At 43.2% G+C, this 16,359-nt stretch carries 13 protein-coding genes and 1 tRNA gene; 13 read left to right on the top strand and 1 reads right to left on the bottom strand.

Going from position 1 to position 16,359, the window contains the following annotated elements; translation table 11 throughout:
* The first annotated feature begins 401 nt into the window (after nt 1-401).
* From VIG27_RS13560 to VIG27_RS13545, 4 genes are read left to right on the top strand one after another with little or no spacing between them, the layout of a single operon-like run.
* On the top strand, nt 402-1,466 hold the full coding sequence (locus VIG27_RS13560; RefSeq protein ID WP_394523060.1) for an iron-siderophore ABC transporter substrate-binding protein: 1,065 nt from the start codon (nt 402-404) through the stop codon (nt 1,464-1,466).
* Nucleotides 1,463-2,461 (top strand): FecCD family ABC transporter permease, encoded by a 999-nt coding sequence (locus VIG27_RS13555; RefSeq protein ID WP_394523059.1) that lies wholly within the window; start codon nt 1,463-1,465, stop codon nt 2,459-2,461. Before VIG27_RS13560 ends, VIG27_RS13555 begins: the two co-directional genes overlap by 4 nt.
* Nucleotides 2,458-3,492: a FecCD family ABC transporter permease gene (locus tag VIG27_RS13550; protein WP_394523057.1), complete on the top strand. Its 1,035-nt coding sequence runs from the start codon at nt 2,458-2,460 to the stop codon at nt 3,490-3,492. The genes VIG27_RS13555 and VIG27_RS13550 overlap by 4 nt, the downstream gene beginning before the upstream one ends.
* Complete coding sequence (locus tag VIG27_RS13545; RefSeq protein ID WP_394523056.1) at nt 3,489-4,292, top strand: ABC transporter ATP-binding protein; 804 nt, start codon at nt 3,489-3,491, stop codon at nt 4,290-4,292. Before VIG27_RS13550 ends, VIG27_RS13545 begins: the two co-directional genes overlap by 4 nt.
* A 767-nt stretch (nt 4,293-5,059) precedes the next feature.
* On the opposite strand, the gene VIG27_RS13540 is transcribed toward VIG27_RS13545, so the two are convergent.
* Nucleotides 5,060-5,131: transfer RNA gene (locus VIG27_RS13540), tRNA-Arg, on the bottom strand.
* Between the two features lie 112 nt (nt 5,132-5,243).
* On the opposite strand from VIG27_RS13540, the gene VIG27_RS13535 reads away from it, so the two are divergent.
* From VIG27_RS13535 to VIG27_RS13495, 9 genes are all read left to right on the top strand, one after another.
* On the top strand, nt 5,244-6,047 hold the full coding sequence (locus VIG27_RS13535) for a hypothetical protein (protein WP_394523055.1): 804 nt from the start codon (nt 5,244-5,246) through the stop codon (nt 6,045-6,047).
* Nucleotides 6,048-6,109: 62 nt separating this feature from the next.
* Nucleotides 6,110-7,171, top strand: coding sequence for a tRNA preQ1(34) S-adenosylmethionine ribosyltransferase-isomerase QueA (queA, locus tag VIG27_RS13530; RefSeq protein WP_394523054.1), 1,062 nt, complete (start codon nt 6,110-6,112; stop codon nt 7,169-7,171).
* Entirely contained in the window at nt 7,171-8,880 is a 1,710-nt protein-coding gene (locus VIG27_RS13525) for an ABC-ATPase domain-containing protein (RefSeq protein ID WP_394523053.1), read from the top strand. The genes queA and VIG27_RS13525 overlap by 1 nt, the downstream gene beginning before the upstream one ends.
* Nucleotides 8,881-8,896: 16 nt before the next feature.
* Nucleotides 8,897-9,583 (top strand): redox-sensing transcriptional repressor Rex, encoded by a 687-nt coding sequence (locus VIG27_RS13520; RefSeq protein ID WP_394523052.1) that lies wholly within the window; start codon nt 8,897-8,899, stop codon nt 9,581-9,583.
* Nucleotides 9,580-10,506: a LysR family transcriptional regulator gene (locus tag VIG27_RS13515; protein ID WP_394523051.1), complete on the top strand. Its 927-nt coding sequence runs from the start codon at nt 9,580-9,582 to the stop codon at nt 10,504-10,506. Before VIG27_RS13520 ends, VIG27_RS13515 begins: the two co-directional genes overlap by 4 nt.
* Before the next feature lie 113 nt (nt 10,507-10,619).
* Nucleotides 10,620-11,810, top strand: coding sequence for an iron-containing alcohol dehydrogenase (locus VIG27_RS13510; RefSeq protein WP_394523050.1), 1,191 nt, complete (start codon nt 10,620-10,622; stop codon nt 11,808-11,810).
* A 219-nt stretch (nt 11,811-12,029) separates the two neighbouring features.
* Entirely contained in the window at nt 12,030-13,031 is a 1,002-nt protein-coding gene (locus VIG27_RS13505) for an FAD:protein FMN transferase (protein WP_394523048.1), read from the top strand.
* Nucleotides 13,032-13,098: 67 nt separating this feature from the next.
* Entirely contained in the window at nt 13,099-13,524 is a 426-nt protein-coding gene (locus tag VIG27_RS13500; RefSeq protein WP_394523047.1) for a GtrA family protein, read from the top strand.
* A 15-nt stretch (nt 13,525-13,539) separates the two neighbouring features.
* A complete protein-coding gene (locus VIG27_RS13495) occupies nt 13,540-16,356 on the top strand; it encodes a YfhO family protein (RefSeq protein ID WP_394523046.1) in 2,817 nt (938 codons plus the stop codon).
* Nucleotides 16,357-16,359 lie beyond the last annotated feature (3 nt).

The raw sequence follows: 16,359 nt of genomic DNA, 5'->3' as shown, positions 1-16,359 counted from the left end.
CTGAGTTATGGACATAAGTCCAGATTTTTTTGACTTTTATAATCACCTCTGGTTTTATCATAAATATCATAGGGTCATTATACGGCCCTATAAAAAATGGAATAAAGAATAAGATGAAAGCATTCTATTGACACTATTCTGTGTAAAACATTACAAAAGAGTAATGTGGAGTGCGATAAATATAAGAAAAATATAATAAAAAATAACTATATATGAAATAAATCATAATATAATATTTACTAATAAGATTAAACCAGTAATATAAAATATAGTCTCCCAATAAGTACCCTCTAAATACCTTTGCACGACCGGTCCACTTGACAAAGCAACTGGAGTTTGATAACCTTAACGATAGTTAGTTTAAACTAACAAATTTAAGAAAACTATTTGAGGTGTTAAACATGAAATTAAGACAACTGGGTTTCCTTTTGAGTGTAACCTTAGCAGTGACATTAACTGCATGTGCTGGTAAAGCAGAGAATCCGAAGTCATCTGCTGCTGAAACGGAATCAACTGAAACGGAAACTACAACAGCTAAAAGCGAAGCGAAATCATCGGATTCCATTACTATAAAACATGCGTTTGGAGAAACTGTTCTTGATAAGAAACCAGAGCGAGTGGCATCTATTTCCTGGGGGAATCAGGATGTGATTCTGGCATTAGGAGTTACTCCTGTGGGAGTATCAGAAGCCAACTATGGCGTGACGGATGGCAGCGGTCTGCTGCCGTGGACAAGGGACGGTTTCAAAAAGCTTGGAGTGGAGAATCCAGTTCTTTTTCATGATACGGATGGACTTGATTATGAAGCAATCAGTGCAGCCCAGCCAGATGTAATACTTGCGGCTTATTCGGGAATTACAAAAGAAGAGTATGATTTGTTAAGTGAGATTGCTCCTGTAGTCGCTTATCCGACCCTTGCCTGGCAGACCTACTGGAGAGATCAGATCATTCTTGATGCGACTGGTATGGGAATGAAAGAGGAGGGTGAAAAACTGGTTTCTGATTTAGAAAAACAGATTGCAGATAAAACGGCAGAGTATTCCCAGATAACGGGCAAAACAGCAGCATTTTTCTATTTCAATCCTTCTGATTTAGGTAAATTTAGTGTATATCTCCCTACGGACCCACGTGCTGCCTATCTTACTGATTTGGGATTAAAAGTTCCGGAAAGTGTGATAAGCCTTGGGAAGAATTCCAAAAGTTTTTCTGCTGAGATTAGTGCAGAGAATGCTGATTTACTGAAAGACGTTGATATTATTATAGCTTATGGAGACCAGAACGTTTTAACTGCATTACAGGCAGATTCTCTGCTTGGAACCATTCCTGCTGTAAAAAGAGGTTCTGTGGTAATGATTCCTGACGGCACACCGTTAGCGGCTTCCTGTACTCCAAGCGCACTTTCTATCCCGGCAACCATTGATGAGTATTTAGGTTTGATCGGAGAGGCAGCTGATAAAGTGAAATGAAAGCAAATAAAATAATCGTTTTAGTTATTGTATCCGGTTTCGGCCTTATTCTGGCCGCCTTTGCTTCGTTTATCTTTGGTTCAAGAAATGTGGGACTCAGTGAAGTGATTGCTGCTTTATTTGGAAATGGAGCCAATTCTTTTGATTCTCTGGTTGTCAGGGAACGGATTCCGAGAACCGTTTTCAGTATGATAGCCGGTGCTTCCCTGGGAGTTTCAGGAGCTTTGATGCAGGCAATTACCCGCAACCCCATTGCCGATCCAAGCATATTAGGGGTAAATACGGGTGCTTCTTTGTTTGTAGTTAGCGGAATAGCGTTTTTTCATATCAGTACGGCGAGCGAGTACATTTGGTTTGCTATGGCAGGAGCTGCGGTAACGGCTGTAGTTGTATACCGAATCGGTTCTCTTGGATACGGAGGAGCCACTCCCATTAAGCTTGCGCTAGCCGGAGCTGCCATCAGTGCGGCGCTGTCTTCTCTGGTCAGTGCCGTAATTCTTCCAAGATCGGATGTAATGGACGCATATCGGTTCTGGCAAGTGGGAAGTGTCAGCGGAGCAACATGGACAGGCATTTTATCAATTTTACCTTTTATAGTTGCAGGACTTGGAATAGGTATCTTATCCTCCTCTTCTCTTGATGCTCTGGCGCTGGGAGATGATGTGGCAACGGGACAAGGTGTAAATACTTCTTTGGTCAGAATTGTAAGTGCTGCTGCAGGCGTGCTTCTATGTGGTGCTACGACTGCTCTTGCAGGACCCATTGGATTTGTGGGACTGATGATTCCTCATACCATGAGACTGCTATGCGGCTCCAGCATGAGATGCATGATACCAATGTCTGCGGTTGGCGGTGCGATTTTATTAACGATTTCTGATATTATCGGAAGAATGATTGGACATCCGGGAGAACTGGAAGCAGGAATTGTTACCGCATTTTTCGGAGCACCTGTGTTGATATGGATAGCGATGAGAGTGAAGGTGCGTTCCTTATGACAAAAAATATTCTTACTACAGTTCAAGCGGGATTTCAAAAGCGAAAAATTCGTTATAGAACCATAACAGCCGTGTTAATCGCAATCACTGCAATATTGTGCATGGCAATGCTGTATTTTGGAACTACCACATATTCTCCTGTGGTCATATTTAAGGTGCTTCTGGGAGAGCAGATAAAGGGAGCCGCTTTTGCGGTGGGAACCATAAGACTTCCCAGGCTGCTTGCCGGCTTGTTCGCAGGTCTGGCATTTGGAATGGCTGGAAATACCTTTCAGACCATGCTTCGTAATCCTCTGGCAAGTCCTGATATCATCGGTGTTACCTCCGGATCCAGTGTTGCTGCCGTATTTTGTATTCTTATATTAAAAATCAGCGGAAGCATTGTTTCTGTCTCGGCGGTTTTATCAGGAATTGCTGTGGCAACACTGATATACGGTTTATCCAGAGGAGGCAGTTTTTCCGGTGGAAGGCTGATCCTGATTGGAATTGGAATCCAGGCAATGTTAAATGCAGTGATCTCATTTCTGATTCTCAAAGCCAATGAACATGATGTTTCAACTGCTTTAAGATGGCTCAACGGCAGTTTAAATGGAATGCAAATGAAAAGTATTCCCGGACTTTTTGCAGTAGTTGTTATTTTTGGAGGAGTCCAGATTTTATTTGGAAGACAGCTAAAGATTCTTGAATTGGGTGATCAATCCGCGGTAACACTGGGATTGAAGACCGATCAGGCAAGGCTTATTCTGGTAATCAGTTCCGTATTTTTAATTGCATATGCAACTGCTGTCACTGGGCCGATTGCCTTTGTTGCTTTTCTTGCAGGACCAATCGCAGGAAGGCTTGCAGGAGCCGGGGCACCCAACACCATACCTGCCGGACTGACGGGAGCGATTTTGGTGCTTGCTGCGGATCTCATTGGGCAGCATGTATTTGGGACCCGTTTTCCAGTGGGAGTGATAACCGGAATCCTGGGTGCCCCCTATCTAATCTTTCTGTTAATACGAATCAACCGAACCGGAGGAGGAGCATGAAGCAAACACCAGTATTTACGGCAAAAGACCTTGTTGCCGGATATGAGAAAAAAATTATTATCAATGGGATTGATGTAGTAATACCGGAAAATAAAATCAGTGTGATTATCGGTTCCAATGCATGCGGAAAGTCGACGCTGTTAAAAACCCTGGCCAGGCTGATTCGTCCTGAATCAGGTCAGGTATGTCTTGACGGAAAAGAGATCAGTTCCATTCCGCCCAAACAACTGGCAAAAATTCTTGGTCTGCTTCCTCAATCACCGGTAGTCCCGGAAGGAATTACGGTTTCTGATCTGGTATCCCGTGGACGCTTTCCTTACCAGAGCTTTTTAAAAGGGCTTAGCAGTCAGGATTATGAAGCGGTGGAAGAGGCTTTGGAAATTATGGGAATCACAGAACTTGCGGACCGGAGTGTAGATGAATTATCCGGTGGTCAGCGTCAAAGAGTCTGGATTGCTATGGCACTGGCCCAGCAGACCGATATTCTGCTTTTAGACGAACCGACCACATTCCTGGATATTACTTACCAGATCGAGATCCTTGATTTGTTGACGGATTTAAACCGGAAGAAGGGAACCACCATTGTTATGGTCCTTCACGACATTAATCTTTCTGCCCGTTATGCAGATTATATCTTTGCCTTACAAAAAGGAAATTTAATTGCCAAAGGAGAGCCTTCGGAGATTATTTCAGAAAAACTGATCAAGCAGGTGTTTGGATTGGACTGTGAGGTTATTAAAGATCCGGTGTCAGGATCTCCGTTTATTGTACCTAAGGGCAGGCATCATGTTTTAGCTTAGGAAAAAGAACATAAAATTTAAAAGAAAAAGAATGAGTGAATCATTAGTGTTTGGAGCTTTATTGCAATAATCGCTGGCTTGCTGCTGAAAAAAGCAGCCGCTAAAGCTATTTGCTGGAACATGATAAAATCAGAATTGCGGGATAAAACTCTTGTAATTCTGATAGGTATGATTGTAGTTGCAATTATTATTTATGATAAAAGTAACAAATGATTATGAGGAAAAAACGCTGTCGTAAAGATGGCGTTTTTTTGTGTATGCGACTGTATGTAACAGTACATAGTGCGTTGGTTATTGGAGAGCAGATCATAAAGCTGTCAGTATTATATATTGACAAGGTACTTGAAGGTAATCAAAGGGATGATGCTTGTTTCCTCATAGGACCTTAATAATTAAATAGGCTTTATATAATTTTTCGTATCAGTACCTTTCCATGTTAAAATGTTTATAATGTGATAATATTTTTTCGATACCAAAACCGATAGGAAATTATAACGTAAAATTGAGGAATATAACAAGGACAAGACTAAATATACTGTTAAAGTAGAAGCCGAATTATTCCAGGATTGTGCATAAGTTTTACCAAATATCTGACCAGGAAATGGAACTGTCCATTTAATGACCACTTATCATTCATTAAAAATCAAAAGCATCAGTAGAAACCAGTAAAACATGAGGAATTGGAAAAATTTATGAAAAGCTGATAAATACAAGAAATTCCATATAAGATAAGACTTTTAAAGAATTAAAATAAAGCAAAAAAATAGTGCATCTGATAGGAATCGAACCTACGCACACGGCTCCGGAGGCCATTGCTCTATCCACTGAGCTACAGATGCATCTTTTATATTCTACTATAAGTTCTTATAATGCGCAAGAGTATTTGTTGATTTTTATCATTTTTTTTGTTAAAATAAAGAGGAGATTGATTCTCCAGGAGGTCAAGCCTATATGAAGCACTTATTGGAAAAATGGAAGAATGGAATGAAAGAAGAGTCGAAAAAATATCTTAAATTTTTGGCCATTCCGTTGATAGTCATAATACTTATGTCTGTCGTAATTGTACTTGATAAATCCGGAAAAGACCATAGGTCCGGGACTGTGGGCGGATCTGCTGCTGGAACAGAAGAGAACGCTTCAGCGGAAGCGGCTGCGGCAAAGATTACCTTGATGAAAGAGTCTGTGCCTGAGATCCATGATTTAATGGAAGCTTATTTTAAAGCCAGAAAAACCTGCGACTCAGAAGCGCTTTCTGAGGTATACGGAGGTACCTGTTCTGCAGAAGAACTGAGTCAGCAGAGTGCCAGACTGGAAGAAGAGGTGAAGTTTTATCAGGATTATGAGAATCTGGTATGCTACACCGCACCAGGGCTTTTGGAAGGGGATTTTCTCGTTTATGCAAAGTTTGACATCAAATTCCGCCAGGCGGAGACTTTGGCTCCAAGCTTGATCGTGTGCTATGCAAAAAAGGGAACAGATCATACCTATTATCTGGTAGCGAATCCGGATAAAAATCAATCCGCATTAATGGATAAAGCCAATCGGTCTGATGAGGTTCAGAAATTGGCCAAGGAAGTAAATGAGGGCCTGGATCAGGCATTAAAGTCTGATGAGAATCTTCTGGCTGTTTATCACACCCTGATGGACCAGAAGGAGGATTCACAGGAAAGTGCTGCTTCCTCGGGTGCAGATGAGAGTTCCGCAGAAGAGACGGAAGCTGCAACAGAGTCCGGCAGCCAGACCAACAATATGTAAACAGATGCTTCTCTGCGTGGCACCGTGCAGAGGAGCATTTTTGGCAAAGGAGATAATTATTTATGAACGTGAGAGATTTTAATTTTGATTTACCTCAGGAGTTGATTGCACAGGACCCTCTTTTGGACCGTTCTGCTTCCAGACTTCTGGTACTTGACAAGCACACCGGAGAGATAGAACACAGACATTTTAAAGATATCCTTTCCTATTTAAAGAAAGGAGACTGTCTGGTCATCAATGATACAAAAGTGATTCCGGCCAGACTTTTTGGCGTAAAAGAGGGAACCGAAGCAAAGATTGAAATTCTTCTTTTAAAAAGAAGAGAGAATGATATTTGGGAGACACTGGTAAAGCCGGGGAAAAAGGCAAAAGCCGGTACTGTAATTTCCTTTGGGGAAGGCTTGCTGAAGGGAACCGTCATTGACGTGGTGGAGGAGGGAAACCGCCTGATTCAGTTTTCCTATGATGGAATTTTTGAAGAGATCTTAGACCGTCTGGGGCAGATGCCATTGCCTCCCTATATTACGCACCAGTTAAAGGATAAAAACCGGTATCAGACCGTATATGCAAAGCATGAGGGTTCAGCAGCAGCACCTACCGCCGGGCTTCATTTCACAAAGGAACTGCTAAAAGAGATTGAAGACAAGGGAATTTCCATTGCCCATGTGACTCTGCATGTGGGTCTTGGTACGTTTCGGCCTGTGAAAGTGGAGGAAATAGAGTCCCATCATATGCATTCCGAATTCTATATTGTAGAGGAGGAGGAAGCCAAAAAGGTCAATGATGCCAAAAAAAATGGCGGCAGAGTGGTTTGTGTGGGAACGACCAGCTGCAGAACGGTTGAATCCGCGTCAACAGAGGACGGAATTTTAAAAGCAGGAACCGGCTGGACGGAGATATTTATATATCCGGGATACCGTTTTAAAATTTTGGACTGTCTGATTACAAACTTTCATTTGCCGGAATCCACCCTTGTAATGTTGGTTTCCGCACTGGCAGGACGGGAGCACGTGCTTCATGCTTATGAAGAAGCTATAAAAGAACGCTACCGGTTCTTCAGTTTCGGTGATGCCATGTTTTTAACGGATCTTCATGAAAAACAGGAACATGGAGGGAACGTGTAATGAAAACCTCCGGGGATTTAAAACAATTTCTCCGCTCCGTAGATGGGAAGGGGTACCCGGCATACAAAGGAGCCAAAGGGGAATACCGTTTTCCCGATTACGTGTTATCCGTTGACCATGTCCAGGGAGATCCATTTGCATCTCCTTCCAGGATCAGCATACATGTCGATGGAAAAAGAGCAGGATTTCCGCCTGCTTCCTATGATACGGATTATAAAAGAACGGCTCTTTCTGATCATCTGTTACGGCAGTTTGGAGAAAGCTTAAAGCCCTATGAGTTTCAGGCAAAAGGATCAGGCAAAAGCGGGCTGCTGGCCGTCAGCCGTCCTGGGCAGGAGATATTGGAACGCACTGGATGCAAGATTAATAAAACAGACGGCAGCCTGATCCTTCGTCTTGAAGTGGGATTTCCAGCCAATGGAAGATCCATTCGTTCGGAGGAGCTGATCAAAATATTGTTTGATTTTCTGCCCTCCTGTGCGGCAGAAATTTGTTTTTACCATTCATATTCGGATGGAAAGAAAAGACAAATTGAAGAAGTGAGAAAACTGGCAGAGGATCAGCAGTTTCTTCGGAGCCAGCTTACAGAGCTTGGGCTGGCGGCATTTGTGGCAAATGGAGCAATTTTACCCAGAAAATCGGGAATATCGGAAGAACCCATGAAAAAGGCAGTTCCTTTTCTCTCGCCCTCTGCTATGGAAGTGGAGATTTCTCTGCCCAATAAGGGCCGTATCAAAGGAATGGGGATTCCCAAAGGCATTACGCTCATTGTGGGCGGAGGGTATCATGGGAAGTCCACATTATTGAAGGCATTGGAAAAGGGCGTGTATAACCATATTTCCGGAGACGGAAGAGAGTTTGTTGTTACGGAGAGTTCGGCGGTAAAGCTACGGGCAGAAGACGGAAGAAGTGTGAAGAAGGTGGACATCTCTGCATTCATTAATAATCTTCCGGATCATCGGGATACGGTCCGGTTTTCCACAGAAGATGCCAGCGGAAGCACTTCACAGGCAGCTGGCTTGGTGGAAGCTATAGAAAGCGGAGCAAAGGTATTTCTGATTGATGAGGATACCAGTGCCACCAACTTCATGATCAGAGACCGGTTGATGCAGCAGGTGGTCAGCCGGGACCGGGAACCGATCACTCCGTTTGTGGAACGGATCAGGGCATTATACGAGCAGAAAGGCATTTCCACCATACTCGTTGCTGGAAGCTCCGGAGCTTATTTCCATCCTGCAGATCGGGTGATTCAGATGGATGCTTATGTGCCAGTCGAAATCACAAGTTTTGCAAAGGAAGCGGCAGAGGCGTATGGAGAAGGGATTTTCCCCCTTCCATTACCGGAAATAAATCTTAGCCGTGTGCCGCTTGCCCTGGAGACCGGAGGAAAAGAGGAACGCTCTAAGACAAAGGTTTTGGGGCGGGACAGTTTTAAGATCGGCCATGAGGTGGTGGACTTGCGTTATGTGGAACAGATCGCAGATGTGGAACAGGTTGCGGCACTGGGATTTTTGCTCCAGTATGCAGGCGCCCGGTTGATAAACCGGAAGAAGACTCTGGTACAGGTCGTTGATGAATTGGAACATATGGTGCGGACAGAAGGTCTGGATGTTCTGGGAGAGAAGGGATATCTTCCTGTAAATCTTGCACTCCCCAGAAGGCAGGAGATTTTTGCGGCATTTAACCGGTGCCGGAGCCTGACGTTTTAAAAGGTAGGTATTGCGTATGGAAGAAAAAAAGCATATGGTCGGGGGCATATCCAGAAAAACTTTGGAGCGCCTCCCCATTTACCATCATTATCTGGAACATAAGCTGCTTAAAGAAGGAACGGAAACCATATCAGCCCCCTCCATCGCCGCGGAGCTGCAGCTTAACGAGGTTCAGGTACGAAAGGATCTGGCTATGGTGTCCAGGAACGGCGGAAAACCAAAGATGGGATATCAGGTTACAGAGTTAATTAAGGACATGGAGGAGTTTTTGGGATACCATAACAACAACCAGGCGGTACTGGTAGGAGCCGGTTCCTTAGGGAAAGCGCTGCTTTCTTACAAAGGCTTTGAGCAGTATGGGGTGAAGATTGTTATGGCATTTGATACGGACGGAAGAAAAGTGAATACTAAAATTGGAGGGAAAATGGTCCTGCCTTTTGAAATGCTTGAAAATCATTGCCAGAGAATGAACATACATATCGGCATCATTACGGTTCCCGCCCAGTCAGCCCAAGACGTCTGTGATCATCTGGTGGCAGCAGGTGTGAGGGCGATTTGGAATTTTGCCCCCATCCATTTGTCCGTGCCGGAACATGTTCTGGTGCAGAATGAGAATATGGCAGTATCTCTGGCTGCACTGTCCAAATATCTTTATGAAGCCGAAAAGGAAGGAAGGCAGCACACAAAGGAGGAAGATGATTGAACACTGTATTGTTGCAATATGCGGTAGAAGTGGAAAAAACAGGCTCCATCACTCAGGCGGCAGCCAACCTTTACATGGACCAGCCCAATTTAAGCAAAGCAATCAAAAGTCTGGAGGAAAGTCTTGGCGCACCTATTTTTAGAAGGACTCCCAAAGGAGTGGTGCCTACGGAAAGAGGAAGGGTTTTTTTAGAATATGCCAGGAATGTTTTGGTGCAGATTGAAGAAATGGAACATTTATATAAACCCAATCAGGTGACTGGAATTGATTTTTCCCTTTCCATGCCCAGAGCAAGCTACATAAGCCTGGCATGCACAAGGTTTATCCAGACCCTTACTCCGGAAGAATCCATGTCAGTGTGGCTGCGGGAGACCAATACTGCCGATACTCTAAGAGATGTGGCCACAGGGGAGTACCGTATAGGAATCATCAGGCTTCAGGCATCTTCAGAAACCTATTACAGACAGGTCTCTGCGGATAAGGGGTTGGTTATGGAACCTTTGTTTGACTATACTTTAAGGCTTCTATTCTCTTTTTATAACCCTCTGGCGGAAAAAAAGGAAATAGAGCCTGCGGACTTAAATCCATATATCGAGATCTCTCACGGCGATGGAGTGTCCAGTCAGCGAGGAGGCAGCGAAAGAGAGAAAAACCTTCCGGATTCTGCAAAGCGCATATTTGTGTTTGAACGGGGAAGCCAGTTTGATCTTTTGTGTGAAAATCCGGATACTTATATGTGGGTATCTCCCATGCCGCCTCAGATTTTAAAAAGATATGATCTGGTGGAGCGGCAGTGCAGCAGAAAAACTCCGGTATATCAGGATGCACTGATTTACCGTAAAGGTTATTCTCTGACGTTATGGGAGAAGAAATTCATAAAAGAACTGGGGAAATTCAAGTCACTGTTCTGCTCGGAATGTTAAATATATATCAATATTTATATACTGATATATACCTTTTTACCTTTGTTTTTCCGGCACGGTTGGACTACAATATTGTATAGTAGTATCTGGAAATTCATAAGGAGGGTTATAATATGGCTAGATTTACATTACCGAGAGACATATATCACGGAAAAGGTGCCTTAGAAGAGCTTAAGAATTTAAAGGGCAAAAAGGCTATCGTGGTAGTCGGCGGCGGTTCGATGAAACGATTTGGATTTCTTGACAGAGTGGAGGCTAACTTAAAAGAGGCCGGATTAGAAGTAAAGTTATTTGAAGGAGTAGAACCAGATCCGAGTGTGGATACGGTGTTAAAAGGCGCTGAGGTTATGCGTGATTTTGAACCGGACTGGATTGTTGCCATCGGCGGCGGTTCCCCTATTGATGCGGCAAAGGCAATGTGGACATTCTATGAGTACCCGGACGTTACCTTTGAAGATTTATGTATCCCATTTAATTTTCCATCTTTAAGAACAAAGGCAAAGTTCTGTGCGATTCCGTCTACTTCCGGTACAGCCACCGAAGTAACGGCATTCAGCGTTATTACCGATTATAAAAAAGGAATCAAGTATCCGCTGGCAGATTTTAACATCACACCAGACGTGGCTATTGTTGATCCGGACCTGGCTGAGACCATGCCCCAGAAGCTGACGGCATTTACCGGTATGGATGCTTTGACTCATGCAATAGAAGCATATGTATCTACGCTTCACTGCGATTATACCGATCCTCTTGCGCTTCACGCAATCAAGATGATACATAATGATTTGATTGATTCTTATAATGGTGACATGGAGGCGCGTGCAAGGATGCATAATGCACAGTGTCTTGCAGGTATGGCATTTTCCAACGCACTGTTAGGAATTGTTCACTCCATGGCTCATAAGACAGGGGCTGCTTATTCCGGCGGACATATTGTTCACGGCTGTGCAAATGCCATGTATCTGCCAAAGGTAATCAAATTCAATTCCAAGAACTCCGATGGCTTGAAACGTTATGGTGAGATTGCCCGTTTCATTGGTCTAAAGGGCAATACAGACGAAGAACTGGTAGACGCACTCATTGCTGAAATCCGTTCCATGAATGAAAAGCTTCACATTCCTACCTGTATCAAGGAATATGAAGGCGGAATCATTGACGAAGCAGAGTTCAAAGAAAAATTAACGTCAGTTGCCGAGTTAGCAGTTGGGGATGCATGCACCGGCTCCAACCCAAGACCCATTACTCCGGCAGAGATGGAAAAGCTGTTAGTTTGCTGTTACTATGATAAAGAGGTTGATTTTTAATAATCACCGGAAAATAAATGCAATGTGATTCGTAGGCGCAAGACCCTTTGGTTTTGCGCCTATCATGCGTAAAAAAGGCGTTTGACAGTAAAATTCATCTGTGATATGGTAATCTGGAAAATGAAAAGCATGGGCATAAAAGAACGTGGTCACATGCTTTATACAGCAGTTATAAGGGAAATAAACACCGGCTGCTGCGTATGAGATGGAGGAGACGCAATGAAACTAGGAAAGACCATGATTCTGATTGCCGGACTGGCAGCGGTATTGCTCACAGGTTGTCAAAGAAAAACAGAGCCGATCAGCAAATCAGGTTTCATGCTGAATACGTTTGTCACAGTGACAATTTATGATAAAGATGATCCAAAGATTTTGGAAAACTGTTTGGAATTATGCCGTTCTTATGAAAATGTTTTTAGCAAAACCCTGGAGGGAAGCGAAGTTTACAGACTGAATCACCGTCCTTCTGACCAGCAGAAAGTGACGGTGTCAGATGATATAAAGGACCTTATCTCCAAGTCGCAGATTTATTCGGAACGATCCAAAGGAGGTTTTGATGTTACCATAGAGCCGTTGTCCTCCTTATGGAATTTCACATCGGAAAACCCTGTGATTCCATCGGAAAAAGACATTCAGGAAGCCGTTAAAAAAGTGGACTATAAGAATATAAAACTGGAGGGTAATACTCTTACCTTTCTATCTCCGGATACCACTCTTGATTTCGGGGCCATTGCCAAGGGGTATATTGCGGATCGTTTAAAAGATTATCTTTTGGAACAAGGCGTAAAAAGTGCCATTATTAATTTAGGCGGTAATGTTCTCTGCGTGGGAGAAAAAACAGACGGGACTCCTTTTAAAATCGGCCTTCAAAAGCCTTTTGCAGACAGAAATGAAACCATAGAGACACTGAACATTAAGGATATGTCTGTCGTATCCTCCGGTGTTTATGAACGCCACTTTATAAAAGACGGAACCAATTATCATCACCTTTTAAATCCCAAAGACGGATATCCCTTTCAAAATGGACTGGTGTCTGTTACGATTTTATCAAAGGTTTCTGCGGATGGGGATGGTATGACAACTGCCTGTTTCTCCCTGGGACTGGAGGAGGGGTTAAAACTGGTCAATTCCTTAGATGGAATTTATGGAATTTTTATCACAGATGATTATAACGTTTATTATTCCGATGGAGCGAAACAGTTTCTGGAAGTCAGACCTTAGAATCCCTTTACAATTTTCCAACCCTATAATACAATAGAGGAAATGTGATTTTACAGGAGAAAAAGAAATGTTAAAAAAAATATGGGACAAGTTCATGAATCGCGAAGTCATTTCCTATTTGATATTTGGGGTGTTGACTACGCTTGTGAACTGGGTCGTCTATGGCATGATGGTGAGAAACGGCATAGATTACCGCATCGCAACAGCCGGTGCGTGGGTCGTATCGGTCCTGTTTGCCTTTATTGTGAATAAGATTTTTGTGTTTCAAAGCTATGACCTGCATTTTGCCTTTGTAATAAAGGAAGTTGTTTCCTTTACCGCATGCAGAGCAGCGTCAGGCGTCATGGAAATGGTTCTAATGGTGTGTATGGTTTCCTGGCTCAATATGGATGAATATGTAAGTAAAGTACTGGTATCCATAGTTGTTGTTGTTGTGAACTATGTATTCAGCAAACTTTTCATATTCCGAAAAAGTGAGGAAAAACCCCTGTAAAGAGAGGTAAATGGAATGGAACACGATGACGAGATTGAAAAGATATCAAAAGAACTAGAGGATATGCTAAAAATGACATCAGATGAAAAAGAAGATACAACAGGGGAATTAGACTTGAAGGAAAAATCTTCCAAGATCCAAATGGATAACGAGGAACTGTTAGAATCCGTAGAGACGGACGACATACGGATAGAGATGGAAACGTTTGAAGTGCCGGAGAACTCTCCTGCTTTAGATGGCAGATCAGAAGAAATGCAGCAAGAGGATGTGAGCCGAAAGAAAAAAAGAGGTGGACGTTTTTTGCACAAACCCGACGGATTCCAGAAAAAGGGCTCAGGAACTGCCAGTCTGGTCAAACCTGCGGACGGACTGATCGCAGCATTTTTCGTGCCCGTAGTCATCATGATTATCATATTTGCCCAGAGAGGGATTTTTCCATTTGGAGAAGAAAGTTTTCTTAGGACGGATATGTATCATCAGTATGCTCCGTTTTTTTCCGAATTCCGTCATAAGCTGACCCATGGCGGCAGCCTGTTATACAGCTGGGATATTGGAATGGGGGTTAATTTTGCAGCGCTGTATGCGTATTATCTGGCCAGCCCTTTAAACTGGCTGCTCATTTTCTGTCCGAAAGGCAATGTCATAGAATTTATGACTTATATGATCGTGTTTAAAATCGGACTCAGCGGACTCAGCTTTGCATGGTATTTAAGAAAGCATTTTAAGACCAATGATTTCGGCATTGCATTCTTTGGGATTTTTTATGCCTTATCCGGGTATATGGCAGCCTACAGCTGGAACATTATGTGGCTCGACTGTATTCTGTTATTTCCGATCATTATGCTGGGGCTGGAAAGACTGGTTAAGGAAAAGAAATGTTTTCTCTATTGCATAACCCTTGGATTATCAATTTTATCAAACTATTACATATCTATCATGATATGTATTTTTATGGTGTTATATTTCATTTCTCTTCTAATATTGGAGGGAAAAAGACCATGGAGAGAGCTCTTAATCAATATCGGCCATTTTGCGTTGTTTTCCCTGATTGCCGGAGGACTTTCCGCTGTTGTCCTGCTGCCGGAAATCTACGCATTGCAGATGACTGCGTCCGGAGATTTTAATTTTCCCCAGACGTTTAGTTCCTACTTCTCCATTTTTGATATGTTAGCCAGACACCTTCCGGCAGTGGAGACGGAGATCGGATTGGACCACTGGCCCAATATTTACTGCGGAGTTGGGATACTTATGTTCTTTCTTTTGTATCTGGGAAGCCGCAGAATCCGCAAAAAGGATAAAATTGTTATGTGTTCACTGCTTCTCTTTTTCTTTGCAAGCTTTTCCGTGAACGTACTGAACTTTATCTGGCATGGATTCCATTATCCCAACAGCCTTCCCTGCAGACAATCCTTTCTCTATATTTTCCTTATGCTGATGGTTTGTTACAACGCATATATCCATTTGCAGGAAACTCCGTGGAAACATATTGTGCTTGCGTTTTTTGCCTCCATCATTTTTGTTATCATGGCCCAAAAGCTGATTACGGATGATGCCTTTCATTTTTCCGTATTCTACGTAGCCATTATTTTCCTGGCTGCCTACGCAGGATTGGTCAGACTTTATCAAAATGGAATCAGCAGGAATGTATTGGTGCTGGTGGCGCTTGGTATCGTGTCATTGGAAGCCGCAGTCAATACTACGGTAACCAGCGTGACCACTACCAGCAGAACCAGCTATATAAAGGATAACAAAGCGGCAATGGAGCTGGCCTCCAGTTTAATGCCCAACGATTCCTTTTACCGGGTGGAAAAGGTCACACGGAAAACAAAGAATGACGGGGCCTGGCTCAATTTCCCGTCGGTTTCCTTATTCTCATCCACAGCCAATGCAGATCTGACCAGGTTTTTTAAGAAGCTGGGATGCGAAAGTTCTACCAATGCCTACAGCATTACAGGAAGTACGCCTTTGGTGGATTCCCTTTTTGCAGTCAAATACGCGCTGCATTCCGACGAAACAGAAGGCCGGGATGATATTTCGACGTTGGTTTCGGCAGGGGAGGAAATGTATCTTCGTGAAAATACCTATGCCTTATCCCTGGGATTCATGGTGCCTTATGACCTTGAAAATAACTGGCAGCTGGACCTTACCAACCCTGCAGAAGTTCAGAATGATCTATCTGTGGTATTGGGAGCCAATCCTGTTCTTACGGAAGTTCCCAGTGAGATCAAAGGAACCAGCTTTACCTTTACTCCGGAAAAAGACGGGGACTATTATGTCTATGTAAGCAACAAAAAAGTGGAAAAGGTAAATGCTTTTATCGGAGAACGGTCTGAAAGCTTTGATAATGTAAGCCGCGGCTATCTGCTGGAGCTTGGAACCGTAAAGGCAGGAGAAAAAGTCACCATCAACAATGAGGACAATGAACAGGATTTAGTGGCCGTTGCCTATCGCTTCAGCCCGGAGGGACTTAAGTCTGTTTATGATATCCTGAATAAGAATTCCTTAAAGCTGACCAAGTGGACGGATACGCAAATAGAGGGAAGTGTGAGTGCAGACCGGGCGGGCTTAATGTTTTTAAGCATTCCTTATGACAAAGGCTGGACCATATGGGTAGACGGCAAAAAAGTGGAGGCTTATAAAATATTTGATACCTTTTTAAGTGTGCATATGACTGCAGGAACCCACGAAATCTCTCTGAAATATGTGCCTGAGGGACTAAAACTGGGCGGCAGTATTACCGCAGGAAGTATTCTGCTTCTTCTTGTAATCGGAGGCATTTCTCTGAAAAACAGAAGAAAACGCAGCCCCATGCGGGTTCATACAAATAACTAACAT

It is taken from the genome of Lacrimispora sinapis (assembly GCF_043633585.1).
Classification (GTDB): Bacteria; Bacillota; Clostridia; order Lachnospirales; family Lachnospiraceae; genus Lacrimispora; species Lacrimispora sinapis.
The sequence above is the reverse complement of the archived record's forward strand: the minus strand, read 5'-3'. Positions and strand labels throughout refer to the sequence as shown.